The 26,949-nt window shown below is 36.5% G+C and carries 23 protein-coding genes and 2 tRNA genes; all 25 read right to left on the bottom strand.

Annotated elements, in window-relative coordinates:
* Nucleotides 1-5: 5 nt before the first annotated feature.
* The 25 genes from trpE to WAZ07_RS24515 all read right to left on the bottom strand — a co-directional run bounded on the left by trpE (nucleotide 6) and on the right by WAZ07_RS24515 (nucleotide 26,749).
* Nucleotides 6-1,403, bottom strand: coding sequence for an anthranilate synthase component I (trpE, locus tag WAZ07_RS24635; RefSeq protein WP_336474515.1), 1,398 nt, complete (start codon nucleotides 1,401-1,403; stop codon nucleotides 6-8).
* Nucleotides 1,404-1,594: 191 nt separating this feature from the next.
* Nucleotides 1,595-2,518 carry a cysteine synthase A gene (gene cysK / locus WAZ07_RS24630; protein ID WP_090918152.1) on the bottom strand — a complete coding sequence of 308 codons (924 nt, stop codon included), beginning with the start codon at nucleotides 2,516-2,518 and terminating at the stop codon, nucleotides 1,595-1,597.
* Nucleotides 2,519-2,634: 116 nt separating this feature from the next.
* Nucleotides 2,635-3,510, bottom strand: a complete 876-nt coding sequence (gene hslO / locus WAZ07_RS24625) for an Hsp33 family molecular chaperone HslO (RefSeq protein ID WP_336474514.1) — start codon at nucleotides 3,508-3,510, stop codon at nucleotides 2,635-2,637.
* Nucleotides 3,511-3,516: 6 nt separating this feature from the next.
* On the bottom strand, nucleotides 3,517-4,305 hold the full coding sequence (locus WAZ07_RS24620; protein ID WP_336474513.1) for a type III pantothenate kinase: 789 nt from the start codon (nucleotides 4,303-4,305) through the stop codon (nucleotides 3,517-3,519).
* A 482-nt stretch (nucleotides 4,306-4,787) separates the two neighbouring features.
* A complete protein-coding gene (ftsH, locus tag WAZ07_RS24615) occupies nucleotides 4,788-6,707 on the bottom strand; it encodes an ATP-dependent zinc metalloprotease FtsH (protein ID WP_336474512.1) in 1,920 nt (639 codons plus the stop codon).
* 87 nt (nucleotides 6,708-6,794) lie between these two features.
* A complete protein-coding gene (gene hpt, locus WAZ07_RS24610) occupies nucleotides 6,795-7,337 on the bottom strand; it encodes a hypoxanthine phosphoribosyltransferase (protein WP_336474511.1) in 543 nt (180 codons plus the stop codon).
* Nucleotides 7,334-8,764: a tRNA lysidine(34) synthetase TilS gene (gene tilS / locus WAZ07_RS24605; protein WP_336474510.1), complete on the bottom strand. Its 1,431-nt coding sequence runs from the start codon at nucleotides 8,762-8,764 to the stop codon at nucleotides 7,334-7,336. Before tilS ends, hpt begins: the two co-directional genes overlap by 4 nt.
* A gap of 350 nt (nucleotides 8,765-9,114) precedes the next feature.
* Nucleotides 9,115-11,592, bottom strand: a complete 2,478-nt coding sequence (gene spoIIE / locus WAZ07_RS24600; protein WP_336474509.1) for a stage II sporulation protein E — start codon at nucleotides 11,590-11,592, stop codon at nucleotides 9,115-9,117.
* A 326-nt stretch (nucleotides 11,593-11,918) separates the two neighbouring features.
* Nucleotides 11,919-11,990: transfer RNA gene (locus tag WAZ07_RS24595), tRNA-Glu, on the bottom strand.
* Nucleotides 11,991-12,001: 11 nt separating this feature from the next.
* Nucleotides 12,002-12,075: transfer RNA gene (locus WAZ07_RS24590), tRNA-Met, on the bottom strand.
* A gap of 167 nt (nucleotides 12,076-12,242) precedes the next feature.
* Nucleotides 12,243-12,701, bottom strand: a complete 459-nt coding sequence (locus WAZ07_RS24585; RefSeq protein WP_336474508.1) for a S1 domain-containing RNA-binding protein — start codon at nucleotides 12,699-12,701, stop codon at nucleotides 12,243-12,245.
* Between the two features lie 87 nt (nucleotides 12,702-12,788).
* Nucleotides 12,789-13,148, bottom strand: coding sequence for an FtsB family cell division protein (locus WAZ07_RS24580; protein WP_336474507.1), 360 nt, complete (start codon nucleotides 13,146-13,148; stop codon nucleotides 12,789-12,791).
* Nucleotides 13,145-13,798, bottom strand: a complete 654-nt coding sequence (gene yabQ, locus WAZ07_RS24575; protein ID WP_336474506.1) for a spore cortex biosynthesis protein YabQ — start codon at nucleotides 13,796-13,798, stop codon at nucleotides 13,145-13,147. The genes WAZ07_RS24580 and yabQ overlap by 4 nt, the downstream gene beginning before the upstream one ends.
* The gene (gene yabP, locus WAZ07_RS24570; protein ID WP_396550916.1) at nucleotides 13,795-14,085 is read right to left on the bottom strand and encodes a sporulation protein YabP; all 291 of its coding nucleotides are present in this window, start codon (nucleotides 14,083-14,085) and stop codon (nucleotides 13,795-13,797) included. The genes yabQ and yabP overlap by 4 nt, the downstream gene beginning before the upstream one ends.
* Nucleotides 14,086-14,157: 72 nt before the next feature.
* Nucleotides 14,158-14,439, bottom strand: coding sequence for an RNA-binding S4 domain-containing protein (locus WAZ07_RS24565; protein WP_090918134.1), 282 nt, complete (start codon nucleotides 14,437-14,439; stop codon nucleotides 14,158-14,160).
* 12 nt (nucleotides 14,440-14,451) lie between these two features.
* Entirely contained in the window at nucleotides 14,452-15,915 is a 1,464-nt protein-coding gene (yabN, locus tag WAZ07_RS24560; RefSeq protein ID WP_336474505.1) for a bifunctional methyltransferase/pyrophosphohydrolase YabN, read from the bottom strand.
* Nucleotides 15,916-15,926: 11 nt separating this feature from the next.
* Entirely contained in the window at nucleotides 15,927-17,528 is a 1,602-nt protein-coding gene (locus tag WAZ07_RS24555; protein ID WP_336474504.1) for a putative polysaccharide biosynthesis protein, read from the bottom strand.
* A gap of 237 nt (nucleotides 17,529-17,765) precedes the next feature.
* Nucleotides 17,766-18,302, bottom strand: a complete 537-nt coding sequence (gene spoVT, locus WAZ07_RS24550) for a stage V sporulation protein T (protein ID WP_336474503.1) — start codon at nucleotides 18,300-18,302, stop codon at nucleotides 17,766-17,768.
* Nucleotides 18,303-18,437: 135 nt separating this feature from the next.
* Entirely contained in the window at nucleotides 18,438-21,968 is a 3,531-nt protein-coding gene (gene mfd, locus WAZ07_RS24545) for a transcription-repair coupling factor (protein WP_336474502.1), read from the bottom strand.
* A 245-nt stretch (nucleotides 21,969-22,213) separates the two neighbouring features.
* Complete coding sequence (locus WAZ07_RS24540; RefSeq protein ID WP_090918128.1) at nucleotides 22,214-22,438, bottom strand: anti-sigma-F factor Fin family protein; 225 nt, start codon at nucleotides 22,436-22,438, stop codon at nucleotides 22,214-22,216.
* Nucleotides 22,439-22,509: 71 nt separating this feature from the next.
* Complete coding sequence (gene pth, locus WAZ07_RS24535; RefSeq protein ID WP_336474501.1) at nucleotides 22,510-23,070, bottom strand: aminoacyl-tRNA hydrolase; 561 nt, start codon at nucleotides 23,068-23,070, stop codon at nucleotides 22,510-22,512.
* 70 nt (nucleotides 23,071-23,140) lie between these two features.
* Nucleotides 23,141-24,094 (bottom strand): ribose-phosphate diphosphokinase, encoded by a 954-nt coding sequence (locus WAZ07_RS24530; RefSeq protein WP_090918124.1) that lies wholly within the window; start codon nucleotides 24,092-24,094, stop codon nucleotides 23,141-23,143.
* 18 nt (nucleotides 24,095-24,112) lie between these two features.
* The gene (gene glmU, locus WAZ07_RS24525) at nucleotides 24,113-25,492 is read right to left on the bottom strand and encodes a bifunctional UDP-N-acetylglucosamine diphosphorylase/glucosamine-1-phosphate N-acetyltransferase GlmU (RefSeq protein ID WP_090918122.1); all 1,380 of its coding nucleotides are present in this window, start codon (nucleotides 25,490-25,492) and stop codon (nucleotides 24,113-24,115) included.
* A gap of 435 nt (nucleotides 25,493-25,927) precedes the next feature.
* Entirely contained in the window at nucleotides 25,928-26,221 is a 294-nt protein-coding gene (gene spoVG, locus WAZ07_RS24520) for a septation regulator SpoVG (RefSeq protein WP_000454042.1), read from the bottom strand.
* A gap of 153 nt (nucleotides 26,222-26,374) precedes the next feature.
* Nucleotides 26,375-26,749, bottom strand: coding sequence for a RidA family protein (locus WAZ07_RS24515; protein ID WP_090918119.1), 375 nt, complete (start codon nucleotides 26,747-26,749; stop codon nucleotides 26,375-26,377).
* Nucleotides 26,750-26,949 lie beyond the last annotated feature (200 nt).

Here is a 26,949-nt window from a genome sequence, read left to right as displayed (position 1 = left end):
TTCTCTCACCTAACCGTTTCTTCGCTACTTTCTTTCGCACGCCATAATGCTATTGCCTTCTTTAACGACTCTTTATACTCATTTTCCGGATTAGAATCAATAACAATTCCTGCTCCTGCCTGTACATACGCTTGTCCATCTTTCGCAAGCAACGTACGAATGACAATATTTAATTCCATATCTCCCGAATAACCAATCCAACCGATTGAACCTGTATAAATACCACGGCGAACTGGTTCTAGCTCTTCAATAATTTCCATCGTCCGAATTTTCGGCGCTCCGGTAATCGTCCCACCCGGAAATACAGCCTTCACACCATCAAAAGCATCTTTCCCTTGCTGCAATTCCCCGCGTACATTCGAAACAATGTGCATAACGTGGGAATATTTTTCAATTACCATAAATTCGTCCACTTCTACTGTTCCATACTCACAAACACGTCCTAAGTCATTTCTCTCTAAATCAACAAGCATAACATGTTCTGCACACTCTTTTTCATTTTCAATTAACTCTTTTGCAAGCCTTTGGTCTTCTTGTTCATCTTTCCCGCGAGAGCGTGTACCTGCAATTGGACGTGTACTTACTTCATTACCTTGCTTTTTAATTAATAACTCTGGTGAGGCACTTACAATTTGAAAATCTCCAAGTTCTAAATAACCCATGTATGGAGAAGGATTAATTTCACGAAGCTTCGTATAAACTTCCAGCGGATGCGTTTGCAATGTTTTTTCTTGCCTTGTAGACAAGTTGACTTGAAATACATCTCCTGCGCTAATATAATCCTGAATTTGCCCAACCGCTTCAACAAACCCTGTTTCTGTAAAGGAAACTGCTTCTTTATTTGTTTCAGGTCTAATAAACTTCATTGTCACTTCCGGCACATCCTGTAACCAAAGCTCTTTTAATTCATTTAAATGCCACTTCGCTTGCTTCTCATCATTTGTATAATGCGTAATAATCCATAACATTTGTTCTTTCTGATCATAAACAAATACATCATCAAACAATAAGAAAAATATATCTGGTACATTTACATCATCTTCTGCAAGAGAAGGTATTTTCTCAATATAGCGGATACAATCATAACTGAAATAACCAATTGCGCCACCTTGAAACGGCGGATACGCATCATTATGTTCTGTTTTCCATTGTTCCATATACTGTTGCATTAGGTGCAATGGATTCCCCTTTTCTATTGTATCCTCTCCATTTTCCCATATATGTAGTGTTTCATCTTTCCCACGAACAATCGCTACAGGATCAAGTCCAACAATACTATAACGTCCCCCGCGGCCACTTTCTAAAATGATATGATGAGGTTTGTTTTGCGAAAGGAACTTATATTGTTTAAAAAAGTCCAACTGATACGGAACTGAAATAGCTAAAGATTTTCGTCGCTGCATATAAACACCTCGTCTTATTTTATCCTGTTCTAACGATCGGTTAAAAATATTGAACCGTCCGCAGAAACCCGATTTAGTTCAACTAACACTTATTTTACATGAAGTTTTCTAGTCGTTCACTCTTTTCCTATTTCCAAGCGAAAAAAGAAAAAGCATCCCTTTCTGGAGGAATGCTTTCCATATATTAAAACTTATGATTCAAACTGATAAAGTGGTGTACTTAAATAACGCTCACCATTACTCGGAATGATGACAAGTACTTTCTTGCCTTTCCCAAGTTTTTTTGCAACTTCTGTCGCTGCATAAATAGCTGCTCCAGATGAAATACCAACTAAAATTCCTTCTTCGCGCGCTACTTTTCTTGCATATTCAAATGCTTGTTCTGCTTTTACTTGAATAACTTCATCATATACATCTGTATCTAACGTTCCAGGAACAAATCCAGCACCGATACCTTGAATTTTATGAGGACCCGGTTTGCCGCCTGATAATACCGGTGAATCAGAAGGCTCTACGGCATATATTTTGATATCTTTATACTTCTCTTTTAATACTTCGCCGGCACCTGTAATTGTTCCACCTGTACCAACACCTGAAATGAATGCATCTAATTGATCACCCATCTGCTCAACAATTTCCGGACCTGTAGTTAAACGATGAATTTCTGGATTTGCGTCATTTTGGAACTGTTGAGGCATAAAGTATCCATGTTCTTTCGATAACTCTGTTGCCTTACGAATTGCCCCGCCCATCCCTTCTGATCCTGGCGTCAACACTAATTCTGCTCCATAAGCACGCAATAAATTACGACGTTCAATACTCATCGTTTCCGGCATAACCAAAATTGCTTTATACCCTTTGGCCGCCGCAACCATTGCTAAACCAATTCCTGTGTTTCCACTTGTCGGCTCAATAATCGTATCGCCTTCTTTTAATAATCCTTGTTTCTCAGCAACTTCAATCATCGCTAAAGCAATACGGTCTTTTACACTGCTTCCAGGGTTCATGAACTCTAATTTCAAATAAATATCTGCACTACCCTCTTCTGCAATGCGGTTTAATTTAACAATCGGCGTTTTTCCGATTAATTCTGAAATTGATTGTGCCACTCGCATCTCCGTCACTCCTAACACCAAGTATTTTCATTGGATTTATGTACATTTTGTCAAAAAGAAGGTTATTTGTCAATCTATTTAGATGATTCAAAATAGACAAATAACCTTTTTCTTCCTTACAAACTTTCTATTAATTTTGTTATATCTTCTTTAGAAAAGTTATATCGTTCATTACAAAAATGACAATGTACTTCTGTCTCTTCTTCTTCATCACGCACTTGCGTTAATTCAGTTTTTCCTAAGCTTATTAATACGCCTTCAATACGCTCACGAGAACATGTACAATTAAATTGTACATCCATTGTCTCTAAAATTTTCACATTTTCCTTTCCTAACAACTCATATAGTAGCTCTTCAGGAGTTAGACCTTGTTCAATAAGCTTAGAAACAGGTGGGATTTTTTGCAGGCGCTCTTCAAGAACCGAAATTGTCTCTTCTTGTGCATCAGGCATGATTTGTAAAACAAATCCACCTGCAGCTAAAATACTGTCATCACCATTAACAAGAACTCCAACACCAACAGAAGAAGGTGTTTGCTCAGAAACAGCAAAATAATACGTGAAATCTTCTCCTAACTCACCTGAAACAAGCGGAACTTGACCAATAAATGGCTCACGCATACCAATATCTTTAATAATTGTTAAAAATCCTTCCGTCCCTACAGCTTCATATACGCGCAGTTTCCCTTGCTCCGTCGCTTCAAAATCAACATGCGGATTCGTTACATAACCACGTACATCCCCATTCGCATGTGCATCTACTAAAATTGGACCAAGAGGACCATTACCCTCTACCTTAATTGTAAGCTTCTGATCCCCCTTAAGCATTGCACCCATCATTGTACCTGCTGTTAAAGAACGACCAAGTGCTGCAGAAGCAGTTCTCCATGTATCATGACGTCTTTGTGCTTCACTCACTGTATTTGTTGTGTGAACACTATAGGCACGCACTTCTCCATTAAACGCTAGCGCTTTTACCAAATAATCTTTCATTTTCATTTATTCACCTTTCTCTTGTTGTAAATTCGCATTTCGCTCATATAACATATATAAACCTTTAAGCGTTAAAAACGGATCGACAATATCAATAACTTTCGATTCCTCTGCAATTAACTTTGCTAACCCACCTGTTGCAATAACAGTCGGTTCTTGTTTAGCTTCCTCTTTCATTCGCTTTACAATACCTTCTACTTGTCCAACATAACCATATAAAATACCCGCCTGCATTGCACTTACTGTATTCTTTCCAATGACACTACTTGGTCTTGTAATTTCAATACGAGGAAGCTTTGCCGCTCTACTGTATAATGCTTCTGCCGAAATCATAATGCCAGGTGTAATTACCCCACCCATATAATGCTTATTCTCGTTAATATAACAATATGTAGTTGCTGTTCCAAAGTCGACAATAATAAGAGGACTTCCGTATAACTGAATACCAGCTACCGCATTTACAATACGATCGGCCCCCACTTCACGCGGATTCTCATACTTAATATTTAAGCCCGTTTTAATTCCAGGTCCAACTACAAGAGGCTTAATTTTAAAATACTTCTCACACATACGCTCTAAAGCAAACATAATAGGTGGTACAACAGAAGAAATAATAATTCCTTTTATATCATGAAAACTAATTCCTTCATGTTCAAGTAATTGTTTTACGAGCATCCCATATTCATCTTCTGTTTTATGACGATCTGTTTCCATACGCCAATGCTGAAGAAGTTTACCATTTTCAAACACACCAAGTACCGCATTTGTATTCCCTACATCCAATACAAAAATCATATTCTCACCACTTATCTTATTTAATGTATATTTGTGCAATATGTACAAAATTTATCCCGCTATTCGCGGGCAGTAAGACCCCCCCACCTCATGATTCAGAGAAAAGCATTGTCCAGATCTAGCGGCTAGAATCTCCGGTCGTTTCGCTCCCTCGGCCGAGGCAAAAAGCGCCTCTCTGTCGCGCGCGTGGGCGTCCTGCGATTCTGGGTGAGCCGCTTCCGCTTTTCTAAAGAAGATAGGTGTGGGACAACTGCCCGTAAAAGCCCGATTGGTAAGGGCTAATAATCAGTGGGGGATAAAGAAAACCCCCACTGATTAAAGTTTCACTTTATCCCGCTGCTAGAAGTTTTACTTTACAACCTCATCATACCATATTTATACACCTGTTCAGCTTTCCTATCCTCATCATTTTACAAAAATCCATTTCCTTTTTTCAATGTTTAAGTCCAGTTACATCATAAAGAAAAAAGGAGCGACAATTGTCACTCCTTCGGTTCTTCTTTATCTTCTGGCACTTCATCTTCTTTTTTCGTTGTGATGTTTACCTTTACATCACTTTCAGAAGATGTTTTACGCTCCGGTAATGTACCATGTTCACATAAATGATTGATTTGCTCTGCATCTAACGTTTCTACTTCAAGCAACGTATTTGCGATAATATCAAGCTTATCACGGTTTTCAGTAAGAAGTTGTTTTGCACGAGCATAACATTCTTTCATAATGCTTTGCATTTCCATATCAATTTCATGTGCAATTGCATCACTATAGTTTTGCTCAGAATGGAAGTCTCTTCCTAAGAACACTTGACCGCCTTGTGAGCTACCGAATTGCATTGGTCCAAGCTTATCACTCATACCAAACTCAGTTACCATGCGTCTAGCTATTCCAGTCGCACGTTGGAAGTCATTATGAGCTCCTGTACTTACTTCTCCAAATACAATTTCTTCAGCCACTCGTCCACCAAGTAGACCCGTAATTTTATCAAGCAATTCTGGCTTTGTCATGAAGTAACGATCTTCTTTTGGAAGCATTACTGCATATCCACCAGCTTGACCGCGCGGCACAATCGTTACTTTATGAACAATATCCGCCTCATCAAGTACTACCCCAATTACAGTATGCCCTGCCTCATGGAATGCAACGATATTACGTTCTTTCTCAGAGATAACACGACTTTTCTTAGCTGGACCTGCAATAACGCGATCCGTTGCTTCATCAATATCACTCATATCGATCTTCTTCTTATCTTGTCTCGCCGCTACAAGAGCTGCTTCATTTAATAAGTTTTCAAGATCAGCACCAGAGAACCCTGGTGTACGCGTTGCAATAGCACGTAAATTAACATTTTCATCTAACGGTTTATTGCGCGCATGTACTTTAAGCACTGCCTCACGACCATTTACATCTGGACGGTCCACTGTAATTTGACGGTCAAAGCGTCCTGGACGTAATAACGCTGGGTCAAGAATATCAGGTCGGTTTGTTGCAGCAACGATAATAATACCTTCATTAGCTCCGAAACCATCCATTTCTACAAGCAATTGGTTTAATGTTTGCTCACGCTCATCGTGACCACCACCAAGACCTGCCCCACGCTGACGACCTACCGCATCAATTTCATCAATGAAAATGATACAAGGTGCGTTTTTCTTTGCATTTTCAAATAAGTCACGTACACGAGAAGCACCGACACCAACGAACATCTCTACAAAATCAGAACCACTAATAGAGAAGAATGGAACGCCAGCCTCACCTGCAACAGCACGTGCAAGTAATGTTTTACCTGTCCCTGGAGGTCCAACTAATAAAACACCCTTTGGAATACGAGCACCAATCTCTGCAAACTTACGAGGGTCTTTTAAGAATTCTACAACCTCAACAAGCTCTTGCTTTTCTTCATCCGCTCCAGCTACATCTCTAAAACGAACCTTTTTCTTATCATCATTGTATAACTTCGCTTTACTTTTACCGAAGTTCATAACACGGCTACCGCCGCCTTGCGCTTGGTTAAGTAGGAAGAAGAATAAAATGAAGATAATTACAAAAGGAATGATGGAAGTGAAGAATGTTACCCAAGCACTTGTTTCTTCTGCTGGTTGATATTTCACTTCTGTACCTTGTGCTTTGTCATTAATTTTCTTTTGTAATTCTTCAGTGTTAGGGGCATAAGTTACAAACTGTTTTTCCTGACTCTCAGTACTCAGTTGCCCCTTTACTTCAAATACACCATTTTTCGGTTGAAGTTGTACATTACGAACCTCACCCTTTTCAAGTTTAGCAATGAATTTATCGTAGCTAATTGGTGTTGTTTTTTGCTGTGAACCATTAAAATAGCTCACAATACCAATTACCGCTACAAATATAAGTAAATAAAAGATGGTATTACGGAACATCCGATTCATCCCTAACCTCCTCTCACAGCATACAAACTATAATAGTAAATAGTAACATAGAAAAACTTTCCTATCCAATTGTTATGCTTAATATTATTAATTGGAATATACGCTCGGTTTTAATACACCAACATAAGGAAGGTTACGATATTGTTCCTTATAGTCTAATCCATACCCCACAACAAATTCGTGTGGAACAGTAAACCCAACATAGTCTGCTTTAAGATCAACTTTTCGGCCAGTTGGCTTATCTAATAACGTTACAATCTTCACAGATTTTGCTTTACGATATTTAAATAAGTCTACTAAGTAGCTTAATGTAAGACCGCTGTCGATAATATCTTCTACGATTAAAATGTCGCGTCCCTCTACAGAAGTATCTAGGTCTTTTAAAATTTTTACTTCACCAGTTGAAACAGTAGAATGACCGTAGCTAGATACAGCCATAAAATCCATTTCAAGATATGTATCTGTTCGTTTTAATAAGTCTGCCATAAATGGCATTGCACCTTTTAGTACACCGATTGCAAGAGGTACTGTGTTTTTATAATCCTCTGCAAGAATTGCACCTAACTCTCTTACTTTTTCTTGTATTTGCTCTTCAGAAATTAATACCTTTTCAATATCTTGATTCATCATTTCATTATCCTCCTGGAAGACTCCTTGCTTTTGTAATGAATAATAATATATGTATCCTTATCTACTGTTTCTTGCGAAATAGCAAATGCAGATCTTTTCAACAATGGAACCCAAATAATATTCCCACTCGCATCACAAACAATTGGCCAGTCTGCTCTTTTTTCCTTCGGTACTTTCGCCTCAATAAAAATAGACTTTATCTTCTTCGTACCATTCATACCTTGAATTGACATTCGATCGCCGTTTTCTCTCGGACGAACAGTAAGTGGCGATGTTATTTCATTATGTTTTGCAACAAACATCATCTCATTCACCATACTAGGGACACAATCGCTAATCTCTACTACAAACTCATCACCATTTACTAATGTTACCTTTCCAGGCACTTGTAAAACATGAGGAGCGAAAGCATTTTTTTCTTCCCTAAACCGAAATTTACATTCTTCGTATGTACGAACAATCTCCAATCCATTCGGGAACTGAAGCATACCAGAAGGATGAGTTCGTTTGAAAAACTCGATCACCTTGTCAATATGTACAGAAGAAAGCGAAGATGGAATTTTATATTCATAAAGATAGTTTAATATTAGTTGAATCCCTCTCCTTTGTAAAGGTATAGGCATAGATTCAAATACAGGAATTGATAAGACAACTCTTTTTGTGTCTTTTTCCTTAATTACTTTATTCATTTTTTCAAAAGCTAATTCCTGCAAATACGCTTCATCCTCTTGCATAAACTTGCTAAAAGCTTGAAAACGCTCATGAACATTTGGATTTTCCCGTTTTAAATGAGGAAGAACATGTTTCCGTAATCGATTCCTTGTATAAGTTTCTTTTGTATTACTAGGGTCAATACGAGGGACAACATCCTTTCTCTTACAATAATCAAGAACCTCTGCTTTCGTTACTGCTAACAAAGGCCGAATCAAAAAACCTTTATCGAAAGCGCGTTTCGCAAGAATTCCAGCATAGCCTTTCGAAGTACTTCCACGCACAAGACGCATTAAAACCGTCTCAATTTGATCGTCACCATGATGACCAAGAGCTACATACTGTGCATTATATTTTCTCATTATTCTTTCCAAAAATGCATATCGGCATTCTCTCGCTGCAACTTGTGCACTCATTTGATTTTGTTTTTGATACTGCGTCACATCAATTTGTATTGTTTCACAGATAACATTAAGATTTTCACACAAGTTTTTTACAAATTGTAAATCTTCCTGTGATTCCTCACCACGAAACATATGGTCAACATGTGCTACTACAATTTGCAATTTTTTCTCTTCACGCTTCTCTAACAAATAGAAGAAAAGCGCTAAAGAATCAGGCCCTCCTGATACACCAACAATAACCGTAGAATGCGCTTCTAATAAATTATGCCTTTCTACAAAAGCATCTACCTTTTTAACAAATTCATCTTTCAATGCTGCAATCACCTTTCATTGAGCTAAAACGATAGCATACCATTGATATAATGGTACAACTTTTACAAGCTTTCTGCAAAACAAAGATGTATAAATTTCACAATTTATCTTACATACGAATTTTTTCTTTGCATGCAGAAATAAACAAAAGTAAATATACATATATAACAAACAGGCCTCAAGTATATCCCTGAGCCCTGATACTTTCCTCTTTTAAATCAAAAGAACAGTAAGCTATTAATGTTTTCGCTTCTCAAAATTGTAAGAAACGAAAAGAGGCATGTAGAAAATAACTATCCACAATTTTCATCAGGGGAAAATAAAGCCCCCCTGATGATGGAAGTTTCATTTTATTGCGCCTGTTTACTAACAATAGGAATCGTAGCCCATTTCGGCATATTCTTTTTTACTTTCGCTACAACAATTGTCATGTCATCATTGATATATCCATTATCAGTACGAATAACATCTTCCATAATAATATCAGCAATCTCTTGTGGATCTTCCGTTTCTAATTCTTTAATCTTCCGTTTCATCCACACTTCATGATTCTCTACATGTTTCGCACCTTCAAAAATCCCATCGCTCATCATGATTAAAATATCACCAGATTTTAATTGTTCGCCAACAACATCCACTTCAAAGTCTTCAATAATCCCCATTGGTAAATTACTCGCTTCTATTTTAAATACCTGATTGCCACGCTTTACAAAACTTGGTGTAGAACCAATCTTTAAAAACTTAGCATTTGCATCACGCAAATCAATCATCGCTAAATCTAATGTTGTAAACATTTCTTCCGTTGTCCGCAGCGAGAGAATTGAATTGATGGATTTAATTGCAATTTCCTCATCAATACCTGATTGCAATATTTTTTGCAACAACTTCACCGTCTCTTTACTTTCCATATGTGCCCGTCTCCCATTCCCCATCCCATCACTAATAGCAAGCGCATATTTCCCCACACTTAATTCCATCATGGCATAGGAATCACCAGATACAAATCCCCCTCCTTTAGCTGCTGTAGCAAGGCCTGTATCTACAGAAAATGTTTTAGCTGAACCAAAGGATACTGTACTGTAACCATTTGGATACGCTGATTGTTCTTCATGTTTCACAACAACTGTTTCATGTAAAATATCAGACAGCATTGGAGCAACGAGCTTTTCACATTCCCCGTACTGATTACATGCAGCAGGAATCATCATTTCAATATCAACGTTCCCTCGATCTAAACAATAAATATCAACATGTCCAATCTCTACACCAAAATCACGAAATGCCTGTAAAATTTGTTCCTCTTGTACTTGATGATTCTCTCTTTCCTTTTGAATTTCTTTCGAGAAATCTGCCATTACTTTCGAAACACCCATAAGTTGCTCAGCAACAATTTTACGATTATCACGCATTTGCTTCCTTAACTTTTGTCCCTCATAAAAGTATCCTAATTCATCTTCTATTAAACCTGTTACTTTCGCTCCTCTCACGCAGTATTTTTCAAAATCACGGAGCAATTTACGATTACTTTGTAATGTACCTTCCTCTGTTTCGTTCATAAGTTGCTTCATATAGTCGTACGTTTTATCAAAATTCACAACCCAACACTGATCCTTCTTAAAGCACGTCTGACATGTCTTAGCGGTAATTGTACTTAAAAACAAATCCGTCTCTGTGTCCTGATCCTCATCTTCTACATATCCATATATAGAAAAGCTATTAGACAATGCTTCAAACACATTTGCAAACTGATTAATTTTATTTGCCGTTACATCACGCATTCTTCTCAAATATTGTTGTTGATCATTAGAATGCTCTTGTGTTCCTGGCATATACTTAGAAAGACGTTCAACGATGAACTTAGGTGTTAATAAAAACAATGTAATCGCCACTACCGACTCTAATAGCGTCATTACAATACTTGTTTGTTTATCTACGTATAATGTAATTAAACTTGTTCCAATTAATAAACCTAAACTTACCCCTATCCGTTTCCCTTCTTTTAGTAAGCCGCCTAACAATCCAGAAAACGCCAGTAAACTTAATTGATATAAACTCGCTACATTTGCTAAACTTAAAATTAGACCCGTTACAACACCCACAGTAGAACCTGTTGCCGCTCCTGCCACAAACGCGAATATTAATACTAAATATCTCGTAAAAATATGCTGAACTGATAAATCATAAACAAACCAATCTGTTGTACCCGTTAATACAGATGCTAGCAATATAATTAAGCAAACAATTTCTTCTGTTTCTAATGATTGTTGTTTTCCTTTTCGTTCCATTAAAAGAGGGGCACTTTGCAAGAAAATCATTGTTAATACGAAGCTTAACCCTGCTTCAATTGTACTAACAAGCAAATCATACATACCAATGGTTTCTTGTGCAAAATAAACAACGATAAGATGGGCTGTTAATGCAGAAATAAATACTTGGAACGGGACAAGCCCAATCGTCTTATTTGTAAAACGACTAAAGAAAATATTATAGATGAAGAATGTAAATATAGATGCAAAGGCAAAGAATAGATTTTCTAATGAAACCGAAAACGCGCCTGCCATTAAAGCGAGGAACGCAAGAGCCATTTTATCACGTTTCATCACATATACAGCAGCGAAAAACGGCAAAGCAAACGGTAAAATGTTCGTTAAAATATATGCTCGTCCTAAAAGAAAACCAACTAACGCAACCACAAATCCCCAACGAAAGAAAATTTGTTCCAATTTCATCCTCAATTTGCTTGTCCACTTTTCAGCTGTCATTTGCCCACAACCTATAGCAAGCGCACCAGAATTTGGATTGACAGTATTCCTTCCTGCTCTTGGCATATTTTGAACACCACCTGCACATTTTATTACTTGTAATTATAAAATGTACTTCGCGGAGTTTTTGTCAAAATAACAGTTGGCAGCACAATAATTGTTCGACTTTTTATACAAAATAACATCATATATATACAGAGTTACACGTAAATCCCTTAACTGATTATTGAATATTCAAAAAATATTAGTTGTTTTTGTAGAAGAAGCGCATAACTTTACAAATCCTTAACATAAAGTGAAACTTCCCTCATTTTTTCATCAATTGGGATAACTGCCCACAAATAATGGAACAAAAAAAGATCATGCAAATTATGCATGATCTTTTCCAATGATGACCCGTACGGGATTCGAACCCGTGTTACCGCCGTGAAAGGGCGGTGTCTTAACCACTTGACCAACGGGCCGTTAAAATATATAGCGGCGGAGGGGATCGAACCCCCGACCTCACGGGTATGAACCGTACGCTCTAGCCAGCTGAGCTACACCGCCATGTCGTATTTAACGGACAATTAGTATATTATCTTAAATAGCATTCAAAGTCAACATGTTTTTAAATATTTTTTATTGTTTTTTCTATATGCTGTTTTCGCCATAAAAAAAGCACCCTGAGTGAACACTCTGGGTGCTTCTCTTTATTTTAAAATAAACAGCAAGTTTTACCCGCGACGAGCGCCACGGCCGCCACGTTTTGACTCCGTATTACGCTTTAAAGAAGTTAAACGATCTTCACTGTCTTTTAAAAAGCGAGCCATCTTTTGCTCAAATGTTTCTTTTTGGTTACGGTTGTCACCGCCACCGCGATTGTCTCTGTTAAAAGAGCGATTACGCCCAGGACGTCCAGCGCGTTGATTATCACGTTGTTCACCTTCTGTTTTTTCACGTTCTTTCGCTTTTTTAATAGATAAACCAATTTTGCCGTCTTTCTCAACATTAATAACTTTTACTTCTACTTGATCGCCTACTTTTAAGTGATCATTAATATCTTTCACATAATTATCTGCAACTTCACTAATATGAACAAGACCAGTTAATCCTTCTGGCAGCTCTACAAAAGCCCCAAAATTCGTAATACCTGTTACTTTACCTTGTAACTTGCTGCCTACCTCAATTGACATAAAAAAAACGCTCCTCCTTAGTGGTTAAAAAGTCAAATTTTACTTCATTATATATAATCTTAAAATATAGTGTCAATACAACACCTACTACTTAGAAATGGGAAAAATTATCTCCTCGGGCTTTGAAAAGTAATAATCTCTTCTAGCAATCTCTAAAACATAATTCTCATCATGTAATTTTTGGATTTCATCTTTCAACTGCTTTCCTTTCGTCGTTAGCACATTTGTTTCTTTTTCCAGTTCTTTTACTTTTGCTTCTTTAGCGTTAATCGTACTATTTTGTTTATAGAACGTCACACTGAGACTTACAATAACTATAAAAGCAAAAGCAAAAAATAAAGCTAATCGACGATAAATGCGTCTTCTGCTTCCGTTCGATTGTATTATATGTTCTTTAACAGACTTTGGATTCTGTTCTAGTACATACCTTTGCTTCAGTTCCCTCATTTCCGAGGTCCCCCTAACTTCTTTTTTATAAGTTCCCAAATTAGGAATATATGCTTCTTCATTTTCTTGAAATATTTCAAAAGTCCTGCTTGTCTCTTTATAAAAATTTTAACATGATTAGGGAGAGGTTTCCATATAACAAGGCAAACAAATCGAACAGGGATGAAAGTAATTTTCCATACTAAACGTAATATTGCTATAATAACTTTCCATAAACCGGTTCCAATTCCAATTAAAAGACGAAATAAAAATAGCACAAATGCTATAATTAAATGAATCAAAATCGTAATTGGCTTAACAATAAATAATTGGACAACACGAACACAAAAATAAAATGTTTGAACAAAAATGTAAATTAAAAGGTTTAATACTTTCATGTACAATGACTTTAACAAACTTTGATATGCTGCAAAACCACAAAGTAATGCTAAAAATACATACATACGTAACTCTGCTTCATTTACAAGTAACAATACATAGAACACAGCGAGAGCTTGGCCAATCCAAAATAAAATATCATAAATAAATACGAGCCAACGCTTTCGCTCCCCGCGCTTCAAAAAACGGTGATATGTATCTAAAGCTGCTCCAAGCGAAGCGCCCATCCCAATCATTGAAAGCATTGTATATAATTGAACCGTTAAGCTCATTTAAACAACTTGCTAAAGAATCCTTTAGCTTTCTCCCCTTGATGCTCGTCAATGTAAGCCATCTCATATATTTTCCCTTTAATGGACACAAGCCCTTTTTCAACATCAAGGTTTTTCATTTGTAGATTTTGACCGCGTATCGTTAAAAAGCCCATAACTGTTTCTAACAAAAATTCTTCACTATCAAAACTTTCTACTTGCTTGACTCCTGTAATATCAAGAACACGTCTTCCTTTCATTACGATATCATGTTCTACAGTAACATTTTGTTGATTAGAAGACGACATTGAATATCCTTTGTTCACGTCCATCCCCCCATAACTTTATACTAGTATCAATGTATGAGGGGACAAAATTATTTAGAACAAGCTATCTTCCGCTTTTACTTCAACTTTCTCTTCACGAACAACAGTATATAAGTTTGCAGCATCTTCTTTTTTTGTCGTTTCTTTTAATTCATTAATTTTTACCGTAACAACTTTTTGACCAAAACGAATCGTTAATTCATCTTCTACCTTTACAGTCGAGCTTGCTTTCGCAGCTTGACCATTAATCATAATTCGACCTTGATCTGCAACTTCTTTTGCTAGTGTTCTTCTTTTGATAAGACGAGAAACTTTTAAAAATTTATCTAAACGCATAACGACTCCCCCTTATTCATTCTCTATTCGCTTTGCTTCTTCCCATAATGCATCGAGCTCTTTTAAAGAAAGATCTTTCATTTCCTTCTCTATACTAGCAACCCTTGCTTCCATATATAAAAAACGGCTCATAAATTTTTCATTTGTCTTATGAAGCGCTTCTTCTGGATTGATTTTATAATAGCGAGCAATATTTACAAATGCAAATACCAAATCACCAAATTCCGCCAACATTTTCTCTTCATCCATAGCTATCACTTCACGTTGAAACTCTTCCCATTCCTCATCTACTTTTTCCATCATTGGCTTGACATTATCCCAATCAAATCCAACCTTCGCTGCCTCTTTTTGAATTTCATAAGCACGCATTAACTGTGGTAAACTCTTCGGAATACCTGATAAGATAGACTCTTTTATATTTCCTTTTTCTTGTTTCTTAATTTCTTCCCAATTCGTAACAACATCATCAGCGGTCTCTACACTAACATCTCCGAATACGTGAGGATGACGGCGTACCATTTTTTCAGACAACGTGTGAATGACATCGTCAATCGAGAACCAACCTTCATCTTCACCAATTTGTGCATGAAGCATAACTTGCAAGAGCACATCACCAAGTTCTTCAATAAGGTGATCGTCATCCTCCTCATCGATAGCCTCTAATACTTCATATGCTTCTTCAATTAAATATTTCTTTAACGTTTGGTGCGTTTGTTTTTTATCCCACGGGCATCCGTTTGGTCCGCGTAGTTCTGCGATAATACCGCGTAATACATCAAATTCTTGATATAATGATTGTCGATTTAACACTGGCGGCACATACACACTCGTTAAATTATTAAGCTCTGCCTCATGATCTAATAAATAGAGCGGCACTTTCTTCACTTGTTCAAATGATGTTCCAGCCGCAGTCACAATATATATTTCATAATCATCCGGAAGCATTTCCATTAATGTTAGTTTGACCTCAGATGCAATAAATGAATCATACACTTGGCAGAAAATCAAGTGCTGACGAAGCTCTAATTGTCCTCTTTCAAATGACGTCGCATCAATCAATTGAAATCCTTCAATTGGATCAATTTTCAAACTTGCAAACATTGGGTCTAAAAAGCTTTGCCCACCCTCGACGCGCACAACAATATTCTCTTTTTCTCCTTTTTGTAGTAAAAGTTGTACAGTACGTTCTGCCACGAGCGGATGACCCGGAACTGCATATAAAATATCTGTCTCCTTAGCTTTTTGAATCAATGTATTAGAAATTGTTTCATACACTTCTTCAAATGTATCATATGCTTCATATATAGCATCAAAAGATGTGTATAATACACCTTCTTTCTCGAGTTCTTCTATAACTGGGTGCTCTTTTGTTCGAACATACATATGTGCTGCTTCTTTCACTTTTCGATATACACCCATTGTAAGCTGATCTAATTCACCAGCTCCTAATCCTACAATCGTAATTGTTCTTTTCATAATGCCCACCTCTATCCACTCTTCTTCAGCGAAGTTTGTACTTTTTCATGTTTCATAACCGCCCCAAGTTCCTGCGCTGTAAATACTTGTAGCTTTAAAATTAAAAATACGTATAGTAAACCACCAACACCGACACACAGTAACGCTTGAATCGCGGCCAATCCTCTATGCGCCTCGTTAGCTTGTAATCCAAACCTCTCAAACATATACATAAATCCAGCAAGCACTAACACCATACTTAATGCTCCGATTGTTACACCTACAATGGGTTTTTTCTGTATAAGTGGCTCATTAACAACTTGAATCAGTAATACACTATTCAATATAGCAATACACAACAACGCAATCACAGTTGCAACAGCTGCACCAATTACACCAAAATACGGAACAAACATATAATTTAGTAACAATTTCACACATGCGCCAATTACAACAAACAAGGCTGGTTTTACGGTTTGTCCTAACCCTTGCAAAATAGATGCAGTTGTAATTGCTAATGAACTAAACAGAATAGAAACAGCTAAAATTCCCAGCACAACAGAGCCGTTGCCATTTGCAAATAGCATAATATTTGTTGGACGAATGATACTCGCGAGTCCTAGTGATGCAGCAAGTCCAATTACAAATGTAATTTTAATTGCTAGCTGTATTTTTTCGCGAATGAACACTTGATCTCCTCTCTCTTTTGCAGCTGTAATCATTGGGATTAAAGAAAGTGAAAACGATGTTGTCACGACCGTCCCAAGCTGCATAAGAGGAATACTGCGATCATATACACCCTTTAACATCTTTGCTATTTCTACCGGTTCTCCATTCTGAACAAGTAAGCTATAAAGTGAAATAGAATCTGCCATTTGTATAAAAATTAACACTAAGTTACTAACACAAATCGCAATCCCTTGCCAAAACAACGTACGAATAATGGTCTTTTTATTTGAAATACCTTTCAAGCTTTGCAGAAAAATAGAACAAAAGTCCTTTCGCAAATAAAACAGCAATACAATCACACCAATAAAACCACCTGCTATAGAGCCAAACATAGCACCTGCTCCCACCGTATATAAATCAACCCCTTTTTTTATAAGGAATAATGACAAGAATACGATAATGGATACGCGAATCGTTTGTTCTATTACCTGTGATACAGCTGTTGGTATCATATTTCCAAACCCTTGAAAATAACCTCGTGCTACCGAAAGAAATGGCATTAATAAAAAAGAAAATGCAATAACACAAATTAGCTTTTCTAAATTAGCATCCCCCATTAAAGATGCAATTGTATGTGCACCGAAAAATAATACACTACATCCTATGATCCCAATAGCTAATAAAAACCAAAAAGAAATACATATAATGGCCTCTGCTTCTTTCCGTTCTCCTCGCTCTAAACGTTCTGCAATCATTTTTGAAATAATGATTGGAAAACCATATGTCGCTAAAATTAAACAAAACCCGTAAAACGGGTAAATTTGCTGATAAATATAAAAACCAATATCACCAGCTATATTTTGATATGGAATACGGTAAAAGGCGCTTAATACTTTTGTAACAAAGCTCGCAATTGTTAATATAATTGCTCCGCGCCAAAAAGCGTGGTACTTCTTCGTCTCCATAACCATGCAATCTCCCTTTTTTTCTATACTCATCCTACGTATTATATCACAAAGAAAAAAACAGCTTTCGACTTTCAATGTGATCATATAAAAAAGGTAGCAAAATGCTACCTTTACATAGATATATAATTCCACGGTACATTGCGGTGTATCACGAAGCTTAACCGCCCGTAGAAACACAGGTGGGATCAGTTAACCATCAGTGAAAAAAAACACTCACTGATGGTTAGCTAAGCTTTATTGTTCCATTTGTTTTGCTAGGAAGCTTGCTGCTGTTTCCACGGCTTTATGTTCTACATCACTAATGATTCCTTCTTTTGAAAAAATAATAACAGCTCCAATCGGATCGCCATTTGCAATAATTGGACCGATTGTATAAGATTGTACCTTTTCAGCCACTCCATCGATAATAGAAATTTCACTTTCATCTGTCATGACAACTGATTTGCGTTCTTCCATTGCTTTCTCAACTAAATCCCCAACGCTTTTATTTAAGTATTCTTTTTTTGACACGCCAGCGACAGCGATAATTGAATCGCGGTCACAAACAAGTACGTTATGTCCTAAACTATCATATAGAGCATCTGCATATTCCTTAGCAAAATCACCTAATTCACTAATTGGAGAATATTTCTTTAAAATAACTTCTCCATCGCGATCAACAAAAATTTCTAACGGGTCACCTTCCCGAATACGGAGAGTTCTGCGAATTTCTTTCGGGATAACAACCCTTCCTAAATCATCAATTCGACGTACAATTCCAGTTGCTTTCATTCTAATGCTGCCTCACTTTCTACTGATGATAAAAGTGGTGCTTTTACCTGTTCATGTAAAAACCACCAACTATTAAGCATAGTATTTTACACATTAGTTCTTCTATACACGCCGAATTGTATTTTTTATTCTTATTTAAGCATTTATCTCTTCTTTTTTCACGTCTTTTAAACCTTTTAATAAATTTTCAGCGATTGTAAGCCATTTCGCTACTTCTATTTCACGCACATTCATCACAATTTTCAAACGGGAACCTTCCATACCAAGGCCAATCATACGCCCAAAACTGCTACCAAGCATAAATAATTTTCCACCATCAATATTTTGACTAGCCTTTTCTGAAAATAGCAGTGTCACTTCTTGTTTCATTTGCTTAATCAATTCGATTCCCTCTTGCATCGCTAGCGCTTTAATATTCGCAATTTGTAATAAATATCCAACTTCTTGTGGATAGTCACCGAAGCGATCAATCATCTCTTCTTGTAATTCTTCAATATCCTCAATAGTAGAAACGCCCCTAAATTGCTTATACATCATAATTTTTTGTTTGCTATCGGAAATATACGCATCTGGTAAATATGCATCTACTTCTAGATCAATCTCAACATCAATTACTTGCTCTTCTGCACCCGTACCTATCCGCTGTTCAATTGCATCTTTTAACATTTGTGAATATAAATCAAAACCAACGGAATCAATAAAGCCATGCTGCTCTGCACCTAGTAGATTCCCGGCCCCGCGGATAGATAAATCACGCATAGCAATTTTAAATCCAGATCCTAGCTCTGTAAATTCTTTAATAGCCTGCAACCGTTTTTCTGCCACCTCAGATAACACTTTATCACGCTTATACGTAAAATATGCATAGGCAACACGATTAGAACGCCCTACCCGGCCCCGTAACTGATACAACTGCGATAATCCCATACGATCTGCATCGAATACAATTAATGTATTTACGTTCGGAATATCAACGCCTGTTTCAATAATCGTTGTACTTACAAGTACATCGTGTTGACCCTCTAAGAAAGCAAGCATAACAGATTCTAATTCACTCTCATTCATCTTTCCATGCGCAAAAGTTACACGTGCATCAGGAACAAGCATTGAAATTTCATCTACTTTTCGCTCAATATCTTCAACGCGATTGTATAAGAAATATACTTGCCCACCTCTTGCAAGTTCACGTTCAATTGCCTCTCTTATTAACGCTGGATTATATTCTACAACATACGTTTGTACCGGAAAACGATTTTCTGGCGGCGTTTCAATAACAGATAAATCACGAACACCTAACATAGACATATGAAGCGTACGCGGAATTGGTGTCGCTGTTAATGTTAGTACATCAATATTAGCCTTTAATTGCTTAATTTTTTCTTTATGTGTTACACCAAAGCGCTGCTCTTCATCAATAATAAGTAATCCTAAATCTTTATATATAACATCCTTTGACAGAAGACGATGTGTACCGATAACAATATCAACAGTGCCATCTTTTAATCCTTTAATTGTTTCATTCTGCTGTTTTCTCGTACGAAAGCGACTTAATAACCCAATATTAATTGGATAATCTTGGAAGCGTTCTCGAATTGTTTCATAATGCTGTTGCGCTAAAATTGTCGTCGGTACTAAAATCGCAACTTGTTTTTCATCCATAATCGCTTTAAAAGCAGCACGAATTGCTACTTCAGTTTTTCCATATCCAACGTCACCGCAAAGCAAACGATCCATCGGACGACCGCGCTCCATATCCTTCTTAATTTCTGCAATTGAGCGTAACTGATCTTCCGTTTCTTGATAAGGGAATGATGATTCAAATTCCTGTTGCTCAGAAGTATCCGGAGTAAACGCGTATCCTTTTGATGCTTCGCGCTCTGCATACAGCTTAATTAAATCATCCGCAATATCTTGAACAGATTTTTCTACCTTTGTCTTAACTTTCTTCCAATCATTTCCGCCAAGCTTATAAATTTTCGGATCTTTCCCTTCAGATCCTACATACTTTTGCACCTGGTCAATTTGTTCAATTGGAACGTATAACTTATCATTTCCTTGATATTTGATATGCAAATAATCTTTATGGACACCATTAATTTCTAATGTTTCAATTCCTAAAAATTTACCGATACCGTGATTTACGTGAACAACATAATCACCAACTTTTAATTCAGAGTAACTTTTAATTCTCTCTGCATTCGAAAGTTTTTGCTTACGCTGTGATTTTTTTACCTTTTTATTAAATAATTCTTTTTCGGTAATAATCGCAAGCTTTTGCATCGGCATTTCAAAACCTGCATGTAAGTCACCCACCATAACTTGAATACGGCCTGGGAGCAATACCTCTGTTCCTTCAATAATATCTGCTTCAATATCATAATCATTTAAAATGTGCTGCAATTTCTTTGTTCGTTCTTCATTTGCACCTAATACAACCGTTGTAAAACGACTTTTCGTCCATCTATCAATTTCTGTTTTTAACAAATTCATTTGACCGTGAAAGTCTTGCATCGTTTTACATGTCAAATTCACAATGTTTTGCGGCTGTGTATGCGGAATGTGGCGTAAAAACAAAGTTAAGTACAAGAATTTTCGTTTTTTATGGTTCAAAAATTGTGCAAAATTATGAGAAAAAGTTAAATCTTGAACAATTGCACCTTCTCCAAGAAGCGATATATACCATTCTGCTTCCTCTGTTTCTAAATGCTCTGCTGTTTCCTGAATTCGAGAGACCTCATCTAGAATAACAACACCATTTTCCGGTAAATATTCTATTAGACTAGCAGGTTCATTATAAAATAAAGATAAATATTTAAACATCTGCTCAATGGTCTGTCCATTTTTCAATAATTCTAACTCATATGTAACAGTTTCTAATATTATTGTTTTTAGCTTCTCATCAGATACTTTTTTTATTGTATTAGCTAAACTTGATTCTAACTTCTGAATTCCAAATGCTAGTTCTTCTTTAGAAAATACAAATTCTGTAGCTGGACCAAATGATATTTTATCCATCTTCTCCTGTGAGCGCTGTTCTTCTACAGTAAAGGAACGGATGGAATCTACTTCGGTATCAAAAAATTCAATACGAATTGGTAATTCTTCCGTTAATGGATAAATGTCTAATATTCCACCGCGAACACTAAATTCTCCAGGAGCTTCTACCATAGATTTACGTTCATATCCCATAGTCGTTAACACGTGAAACAGTTCATCAAGATCGATTTCTTGTCCCATTTTTAATTCAATTTGCTGTTTCTTCCACATCTCTTTTCTTGGTAGAAATCGGCGCAAACCAGCAACAGGAGCCACAATAATTCCACTTTCTCCAGCCGCTAAGCGATTCAGCACCTCAATGCGCTGCGCCTTCAATTCTGGGCTCGCAACACCGATTTCTGATGCAATAGATTCATTTACAGGATATAACCAAACATCCTGCTCTCCAATTAATGAAACCAAATCCTCATATACTTTTTGCGCTTGATATAAATTATGTGTGATAACAAGCTGTGACTGCTTTGTTTTTTTATATAAACTAGCCATTAATAATGAACGAGAAGAGGTTGCCATGCCTGAGATAAGCTGTTCTTTTAAACCTTCTTCTAATCCATCTATAATTGATCGTATTTCTTTATTTTCGTGAAATTGCTCTAGTAAACCTATCATTTTTCAAAACTCCTCTCAACATAAAGAGCAAGCTACTATATTTTATGCAAATATTTCGGAAAAAGAAAACAGAAAAATGCTTTGGACAAGCCAAAGCGAAGCATTACATCCTATCCCTCATAGCTGTAAGCCTCTCATCTTCATATTTAGAAAAGAGAAGGGCGGAAGTTCTCCCCTATTATAAAGGGACAATGTGTTCAACTAACTATTGGTAAGAAAAACATACTCTGATAGTTAGTTCATTTTCACTGTAAGAACAGTTCATATTCATAATACTCCGGATAGGATGCGAGCGTTTTTTGACACGATTCACAAATTGTTTTTATATATATATTTCCGTTTTCATCAAAATGAATCATTTCTAATCGCTCCTGCTCTGTTAGTTGACCTAGCACAAAGCCGTATACCTTCTCCGCTGTAATACTACCTATCCTATACCCACAATGTCTGCAGTAATAATGTCCGTCCATAATTTCCTCCTAGCGGTACAGTTATTACTATTATGGATATAAATATTAAAAAATATTCCATTTTTGAAATATTAATTATTGAAAGTATTCATAACTTGTAAAAATGGAGTTTTCAACCATTCTTCACATGCACTTGCACTTTTTTCAATTGCTCGTTCTACCTCTGGCATCTCATCTGCCATAAAACGTCCTAATACATAATCGACTACTTTCATCCCATTTTTAGGACGATCAATTCCCATACGAATGCGTTGAAATTCCTGTGTTCCTAAATGTGCAATCGTTGATTTTACACCGTTATGGCCACCCGCACTACCTTTCATGCGAAGACGTAATTTTCCAACTGGAATATCTAAATCATCATACATCACTACAAAGTCTTCAATATCAATTTTATAGTAATCCATAAGTGGACGAATACTTTCTCCAGATAAATTCATATATGTAAGTGGCTTTAATAAAATAACTTTCTCTCCATTTACAAAACCCGCACCGAATAATCCCTTAAATTTCTGCTCATTTAATGGGATATTCCAACGTTTAGATAATTCATCTATTGCCATGAACCCAATGTTATGCCTTGTTAATTCATATTCTCTCCCTGGGTTACCAAGTCCTACTATTAATTTCATTTGTAACACCACTTTCTTTTTTCGATACGAAAAGACGTAACCAACACTGGTTACGTCTCATTCTATCCAATTAATTGAATAGTACACTTACAGATTCTTCTTCGTAAACACGAATAATTGCTTCACCAATTAACGGAGCAACAGAAAGTTCTTGTACTTTATCAATTTTCTTTTCTTCTGGTAATACGATAGAGTTTGTTACAACTAACTCTTTAATGTTTGAATTTTGAATACGTTCAATTGCTGGACCAGATAAAACTGGGTGTGTACAGCAAGCATATACTTCAGAAGCACCGTTCTCTATAAGAGCGTTTGCTGCCAATGTAATTGTACCAGCTGTATCAATGATGTCATCAATTAAAATTGCTGTTTTACCTTCGATATTACCTACGATATTCATTACTTCCGCTACGTTTGGACGCGGACGGCGTTTATCGATAATGGCGATTGGCGCTTTTAAGCGATCTGCCATTTTTCGAGCACGTGTTACACCACCATGGTCAGGAGATACGATTACAATATCCTTAAGACCTTTCTTCTCAAAGCAATCAGAAAGAATAGGTACACCCATTAAATGGTCGATTGGAATATCGAAGAATCCTTGAATTTGTGGAGCATGTAAATCTAGAGTAATTACACGAGTAGCACCCGCTGTTTCCAGTAAGTTTGCAAAAAGTTTCGCTGTAATCGGCTCACGAGAGCGCGCTTTACGATCTTGACGTGCATAACCATAGTAAGGAATAACAATGTTAATTGTTTTCGCAGATGCACGTTTTAATGCATCGATCATAATAAGCAATTCCATAATATGCTCATTTACTGGGAAGCTCGTAGATTGGATGACAAATACATCGCAACCACGAATACTTTCTTCAATGTTAATTTGAATTTCTCCATCACTAAAGCGTGCAACAGAACATTTTCCTAATTCTACTCCAATGTGCTTTGCAATTTGCTCAGCAAGTGCCTTATTAGAGTTTAAAGAAAATACTTTCAAATTAGAATTTAGATATTGAGTCGACATCTAGATTAACCCTCCACATTATGAATTTTTCTTATTCAGCAATTGATCAACATAATCTTCTTTGTTTGTTTGACGTGCACGTGCAATTGATAATGCTTTTGCTGGCACATCTTCTGTAATTGTAGAACCTGCCGCAACATAAGCACCATCTCGAACTGTTACAGGAGCAACAAGGTTTGAGTTACAACCAATAAACACACCATCGCCAATCACAGTTTTAAATTTATTCTTGCCATCGTAGTTTACTGTAATAGAACCACAGCCAAGATTTACATCTTCTCCCACCTCTGCATCACCAATATAGCTTAAGTGAGAAGCTTTACTTCTATTCCCGAAAACAGTCTTTTTAATTTCAACGAAGTTTCCAACACGAACTTCATTACCAATAACAGATTGCGGACGGATATGAGCGAACGGTCCAATTGCAACATCAATACCAATCTTACTATCATGAACAGTAGACTGACGAATTGTTGTATTATCGCCCACTTCACTATCACGTATGACTGTATGTGGTCCAACTTCACAATTTGATCCAATAACAGTATAACCTTCAATAATTGTTCCCGGATAAATAACCGTATCATTACCAATTTTTGCATCACCAGAAATATACGTGTTGTTCGGATCAATAATCGTAACACCATTTACCATGTGTTTACGGTTAATACGTTTTTTCATAATGTCTTCCGCTTGCGATAGAGCGACCCTGTCGTTAACTCCTAATGTTTCATCAAAATGCTCTGTTTGATAGGCAGATACAATATGACCTTCATTTTTCAAAATCTCAATTACATCTGGAAGGTAATATTCTCCCTGCACATTTTCATTGGAAACTTTAGAAAGGGAAGCAAATAGCGCTTTATTATCAAAACAATACGTACCTGTATTAATTTCTTTAATAGCTCGCTCTACTTCATTTGCATCTTTATGTTCAACAATTTTTTCAACATGACCATTTTCATTACGAACAATCCGACCATAACCAGCAGGCTCTTCTATATAGGCTGTTAATACCGTTGCCTTTGCACCTGCTTCTTCATGCTGCTTTAATAAAGCTTCCATTGTTTCTGCTGTAATAAGAGGTGTATCACCACAAATTACTAATGTTGTTCCTTCCTCGTTCCCCAGTGCATCAGCTGCTTGCATAACGGCATGCGCTGTTCCTAGCTGCTCTGTTTGCAATGCAAATTCACTTGCACTTCCTAATTGATCTTGTACCTTTTCAGCGCCGTGTCCAACAACCGTAACAAGTTTCTGCACTTCTAGCTGAGAGACTTGATCAACTACATGCTGTACCATCGGTTTCCCGCATACAGGATGTAGCACTTTGTATAAACTTGACTTCATACGTGTGCCTTTCCCTGCAGCAAGAATCACTGCAAATCTTTTTGACATATAGACCCTCCATCGCAACCTATTTATCCATTAAAGATATTATCCTAAATAACTATATATTTCAAGAAACACCTTATAACTATTAAATTTTACCATAACTTTTATACAATGTTTTAGTATTTCATATCTTTTTATGAAATAAGCTATACTATTCTCTTTTCATAAAAAATTGAGGCAACTATTATAGGGGCAAATTGAAAAAATGATATAAAAATCACTTTCTTTTTCAAGGAGAATACCTTGCCATATGCAAGTGTGAAAACAAAGGTAAAGAGGAAATGCAGATTAGTTGTTTCTGCATAGCAACGACTTATATGCTAAAAAATCAAAATCGATTTATATAATATATGAAAACAACAACAAACTCCTGTAAATGCTTACAGGAGTTTGCCAAAATTATAGAGCTCTTCTTTTAGAGCCCTTCTTATTCGAATTTTACGAAGCTCCAGCTTCTTCAAACTCAACTTCTTCTAACTCGCCTAAACGGTGATACTCAGTTAAAACCGCATCTTGAATCTTAGAACGAGTATTAGAATTAATTGGATGAGCAATATCACGGAACTCTCCATCTGGAGTACGTTTACTTGGCATTGCTACAAATAATCCATTATTGCCATCAATTACACGAATATCATGAACAACAAATTCATGGTCTAGTGTAATAGAAGCAATCGCTCGCATGCGGCCTTCTGTGTTTACGCGGCGTAATCTTACGTCAGTCACTTCCATCTTGTGTTCACCACCCTTTTTCTAAATAAGCGATATATTTCTATAAATTCCACAAATGTTCTATTTTTCCTTCAATTTTTCAAAAATTTTTAAGATAAAAATTTTTATATAAGTGAAATATATAAATAAATATAAGTTATCGCTTACAATTCCTTATTTTACAAGGGCGATAACTTCAATTTCAACAGATACATCTTTCGGTAATTTCACTACTTGTACACAAGAACGTGCTGGTTTATTTGTAGAAAAATATGTACTATATACTTCATTTACCGCATCAAAATCATTCATATCTTTTAAAAATACAGTTGTTTTTACCACTGTCTCAAACGATGCTCCCGCTTCTATTAATACTGCCTTTAAATTTTGAAACACTTGCTCTGTTTGTTCCTTTACATCCCCAGTCACAAGTTCACCATTTACTGTTAAAGGAATTTGTCCAGAACTGTAAAACATATTATTTACAATCATACCTTGTGAATATGGACCAATCACCTGCGGCGCTTCATTTGTTTGAACTACTTTCATCGTTTCTCACCCTTTTATATTTTTATCCTGCTTTTACAAGCTTCCCCTAACAAGAAACCTATTGTTTTAGCAGGTGGTAAGCCTCCAAGTTGGGAGCTTACCACCTGCTAAAACTTACTGCCCGTAAATAATATGACAAAGTACCCAACTGGTAAAAGCTTATTATCAATCAGTATAAAAAAAGATAAAGCAGTTGCTTT

The sequence above is a fragment of the Bacillus bruguierae genome, from assembly GCF_037104725.1.
Classification (GTDB): Bacteria; Bacillota; Bacilli; order Bacillales; family Bacillaceae_G; genus Bacillus_A; species Bacillus_A bruguierae.
Note: the sequence above shows the minus strand (reverse complement) of the source record. Positions and strands in the feature narration are given on the sequence as shown.

What these genes read in the sequence shown, in the direction of transcription:
- trpE (WP_336474515.1), bottom strand. Translation starts at nt 1,403, where the DNA reads ATGCAGCGACGAAAATCTTTAGCTATTTCAGTTCCGTATCAGTTGGAC.
- cysK (WP_090918152.1), bottom strand. Translation starts at nt 2,518, where the DNA reads ATGCGAGTGGCACAATCAATTTCAGAATTAATCGGAAAAACGCCGATT.
- hslO (WP_336474514.1), bottom strand. Translation starts at nt 3,510, where the DNA reads ATGAAAGATTATTTGGTAAAAGCGCTAGCGTTTAATGGAGAAGTGCGT.
- WAZ07_RS24620 (WP_336474513.1), bottom strand. Translation starts at nt 4,305, where the DNA reads ATGATTTTTGTATTGGATGTAGGGAATACAAATGCGGTACTTGGTGTG.
- ftsH (WP_336474512.1), bottom strand. Translation starts at nt 6,707, where the DNA reads ATGAATCGGATGTTCCGTAATACCATCTTTTATTTACTTATATTTGTA.
- hpt (WP_336474511.1), bottom strand. Translation starts at nt 7,337, where the DNA reads ATGATGAATCAAGATATTGAAAAGGTATTAATTTCTGAAGAGCAAATA.
- spoIIE (WP_336474509.1), bottom strand. Translation starts at nt 11,592, where the DNA reads ATGCCAAGAGCAGGAAGGAATACTGTCAATCCAAATTCTGGTGCGCTT.
- WAZ07_RS24585 (WP_336474508.1), bottom strand. Translation starts at nt 12,701, where the DNA reads ATGTCAATTGAGGTAGGCAGCAAGTTACAAGGTAAAGTAACAGGTATT.
- WAZ07_RS24580 (WP_336474507.1), bottom strand. Translation starts at nt 13,148, where the DNA reads ATGAGGGAACTGAAGCAAAGGTATGTACTAGAACAGAATCCAAAGTCT.
- yabQ (WP_336474506.1), bottom strand. Translation starts at nt 13,798, where the DNA reads ATGAGCTTAACGGTTCAATTATATACAATGCTTTCAATGATTGGGATG.
- yabP (WP_396550916.1), bottom strand. Translation starts at nt 14,085, where the DNA reads ATGTCGTCTTCTAATCAACAAAATGTTACTGTAGAACATGATATCGTA.
- WAZ07_RS24565 (WP_090918134.1), bottom strand. Translation starts at nt 14,439, where the DNA reads ATGCGTTTAGATAAATTTTTAAAAGTTTCTCGTCTTATCAAAAGAAGA.
- yabN (WP_336474505.1), bottom strand. Translation starts at nt 15,915, where the DNA reads ATGAAAAGAACAATTACGATTGTAGGATTAGGAGCTGGTGAATTAGAT.
- WAZ07_RS24555 (WP_336474504.1), bottom strand. Translation starts at nt 17,528, where the DNA reads ATGGAGACGAAGAAGTACCACGCTTTTTGGCGCGGAGCAATTATATTA.
- spoVT (WP_336474503.1), bottom strand. Translation starts at nt 18,302, where the DNA reads ATGAAAGCAACTGGAATTGTACGTCGAATTGATGATTTAGGAAGGGTT.
- mfd (WP_336474502.1), bottom strand. Translation starts at nt 21,968, where the DNA reads ATGATAGGTTTACTAGAGCAATTTCACGAAAATAAAGAAATACGATCA.
- WAZ07_RS24540 (WP_090918128.1), bottom strand. Translation starts at nt 22,438, where the DNA reads ATGGACGGACATTATTACTGCAGACATTGTGGGTATAGGATAGGTAGT.
- pth (WP_336474501.1), bottom strand. Translation starts at nt 23,070, where the DNA reads ATGAAATTAATAGTAGGACTTGGTAACCCAGGGAGAGAATATGAATTA.
- WAZ07_RS24530 (WP_090918124.1), bottom strand. Translation starts at nt 24,094, where the DNA reads ATGTCGACTCAATATCTAAATTCTAATTTGAAAGTATTTTCTTTAAAC.
- glmU (WP_090918122.1), bottom strand. Translation starts at nt 25,492, where the DNA reads ATGTCAAAAAGATTTGCAGTGATTCTTGCTGCAGGGAAAGGCACACGT.
- spoVG (WP_000454042.1), bottom strand. Translation starts at nt 26,221, where the DNA reads ATGGAAGTGACTGACGTAAGATTACGCCGCGTAAACACAGAAGGCCGC.
- WAZ07_RS24515 (WP_090918119.1), bottom strand. Translation starts at nt 26,749, where the DNA reads ATGAAAGTAGTTCAAACAAATGAAGCGCCGCAGGTGATTGGTCCATAT.